Origin of the sequence: Paenibacillus sp. RC73 (assembly GCF_044908085.1) — a bacterium.
GTDB classification, from domain to species: Bacteria; Bacillota; Bacilli; order Paenibacillales; family Paenibacillaceae; genus Paenibacillus; species Paenibacillus terrae_A.
Genome location: NZ_JBIYCV010000032.1, coordinates 1 through 2,920 on the forward strand (window position 1 = coordinate 1; position 2,920 = coordinate 2,920).

A 2,920-nucleotide genomic window follows, 5' to 3' on the forward strand; every position below is an offset into this window, starting at 1 on the left:
CCGACCTACTTCGTGCCTCTGGAGGCGCTGCCGCTGACGTCCAACGGAAAAATGGACCGCAAGGCACTGCCCGCGCCGCAGGCGTACCTGGAGCCGGGTGCCGCTTATGCACCGCCGCGCAATGCAGTCGAGGAGCATCTCGTCTCGATCTGGGCAGAAATACTTGATGTAGAGCGTATCGGAATAACGGATTCATTTTTTGACAAAGGGGGACATTCACTCAAAGCTACAACACTCGTTTCCCGAATTCAAAAACAGATGGATGCATCCATCTCTTTGAAGGATGTATTCCGCTTCCCGACCATTGAACGTTTGTCGGAGCTGATTACCGGGCTGGATTCACATACGTATTATTCCATTCCGGTTGCTGCGGAGAAGGCATATTATCCAGTATCTTCAGCCCAAAGACGCCTGTTCCTCGCAGGTCAGGCTGAAGGTGCGCAGCTTACGTATAATATGCCAGGTGCGTTGATCGTTACTGGCTCTCTTGATGTCCACCGTCTGGAACAGGCCTTCCAACAACTCATAGGGCGGCACGAATCTTTGCGAACCGGGTTTGAACTGGCAGCAGGAGAGCCAGCACAGTTTATTTATCCAAATGCTCCGTTTGAGGTTGAGCTGCTTCACGCAACGGAGGATCAAATCGATTCTTGTATCTGTGAGTTTGTGCGTGTGTTCGACCTGCAGCGCCCTCCGTTGCTTCGTGTTGGAATCATTCAAACAGATGCTGAACGTCATATTTTATTATTTGATATGCATCACCTGGTATCGGACGGGGTTTCGATGAACATCTTGGTCCAGGAATTTATAAGACTGTATGGCGGAGAAACGTTACCGCCGCTTCGTATTCAGTACAAAGATTATGCAGTCTGGCAGCAAGCTCAAATAGCAGATGGTGCATACAAGCGCCACGAGGATTACTGGCTGGAGATGTTCAGAGGGGACTTGCCCCAGCTGGAGCTGCCTACAGATTATGAAAGACCAACAGTGCGCAGCTATGAAGGAGATGTCCATCATTTTGTAATTGAAAAATCTCTTGCACAGGAGTTACAGCAGCTTGCCGTCAGTACGGACGCAACGCTCTTTATGGTATTCATGGCTGCATATACCGTTTTACTGGCTAAATACAGTGGACAGGATGACATGATTATTGGTACCTCCGTGGCGGGAAGAACCCACGCCGACATGGAGCCGTTAATTGGAATGTTCGTCAATACACTGGCGGTGCGCCATCAACCATTTGCTGGAAAAACATTTTCCAGTTATGTACAGGATGTAAAACAAACGATGCTTAATGCATACGAGCATCAGGATTATCCGTTTGAAGAGATTTTGAAACATTTGCAGCTGCAACGTGATCCGGGACGCAATCCTTTGTTTGACACTATGCTGGTATATCAGAATATGGGTGAAATAGCAGTTGAAATGGACTCCCTCGTCTTTTCTTCTTACGAACAGTCACGGAAAAGTGCCAAGTTTGATTTAACGTTATATGTTCAGCCCGAAGGAGAACAACTGCGATGCGAGTTTGAATTCAGCCGGTATTTGTTTGAGACGGAAACGATTCATGTACTTGCCACAGATTTGTTGTCCGTTCTGTCTGAAGTGGTACAACAGCCGGAAATTCCTATTCAGGACATTAAATTAATTGAAAAAAGGGTACCGGATGAAAGTGTTATTCGTTCCATTGAACTGAGTTTCTAATTCTTGCTTTCGGAAGGAGAGGGTGTGTAAGACACATTCTCTCCATTTCGGAAGAGGCTGAATAAGTTGCTCTATAGATGCTATTTAGATGGTTATGTACCATAATTCATCATTAACATACTGGGGGTCAGATCATGTCAGAGTTTAAACAACAGGAGTTATTTTGGAATCAAACGTTTCAAGCTGACGATGCACCTACGGCCTTCCCATTTTGCAATTCTGCTTCTAAGGGTGGAGCAGAATTACACATAAATGGACGGGAAACCCTATGTGAACCGTTATCTGCAGCAGTCTCACAGCGGATTTTACAACTGTCTGGCGGTTCCAGCATGGCGGTTTTTATAATTCTGTTAGCTGGGGTAACCAGTTTATTATATAAATACACAGGCGAAAATAACGTTTTGCTCGGTATACCCACATCAAAAGATGTACATAACCGGATCAATAAATTTCTTATTATTAAAAGTAAACTGGAGCCCACTCATTCATTTAAGTCATTATTTAATGAGGTTAAGCAGTCGTTAAGCGATAGTTTGGAGCATCAAGGGCTGCCTTTCAGAAAAATGGCCGGAAAACTCCGCATGCAATATGATTCGGCCAACCATCCTGTCATTCCTACGCTTGTTGCATTGGATAGCCTCCATTCACTTCTGGAAACAACCAATGTAAATGTGGATACACAGTTTCATTTTGTAATGAAGAAGGATGGCATTAATGTTCAGCTTCAGTACAATGTGCAAAGCTACGAAGAAGCTTATATCAAGCAACTGGTTGCGCATTTAAACCACCTTTTATCTGTGATGCTGTTTCAACCGGATCGGGCACTCGGTGATATAGAGACGCTGCCGGAAAATCAGAGTCAGGAATATCTATACCGCTGGAACGATACGGCGGCAGATTATCCGCGGGAGCAGACGGTGGAGCAGCTGTTTGAACAACAGGTGGCGCGTACACCGGAACAGACGGCAGTCATCTGCGAGGATCGCAGGCTTACCTACCGGGAGCTCAATGCTCAGGCCAATCGGTTGGCGCATAGCCTCCGGGCAGCCGGGGTGCAGGCCGACCATCGGGTTGCGATCTGTGCCGGACACAGCGCAGAGGTGGTCATCGCCATTCTCTCCGTCCTGAAAGCAGGCGGGGCCTACGTGCCGATGGACCCGGCTTCTCCGGATGAACGGATCGCCTACATGCTTCAAGATTCAGGCGCTCGCATCGC

Annotated in this window: 2 protein-coding genes; both read left to right on the forward strand. The window is 47.2% G+C overall.

The annotated features are described in order from the left end of the window. Window positions 1-1,704, forward strand: a 1,704-nt coding sequence (locus ABH897_RS27505; RefSeq protein ID WP_404593013.1) for a condensation domain-containing protein, incomplete at its 5' end; no start/stop codon positions are given. 134 nt (window positions 1,705-1,838) lie between these two features. Further along, window positions 1,839-2,920, forward strand: a 1,082-nt coding sequence (locus ABH897_RS27510; protein WP_404580145.1) for an AMP-binding protein, incomplete at its 3' end; no start/stop codon positions are given.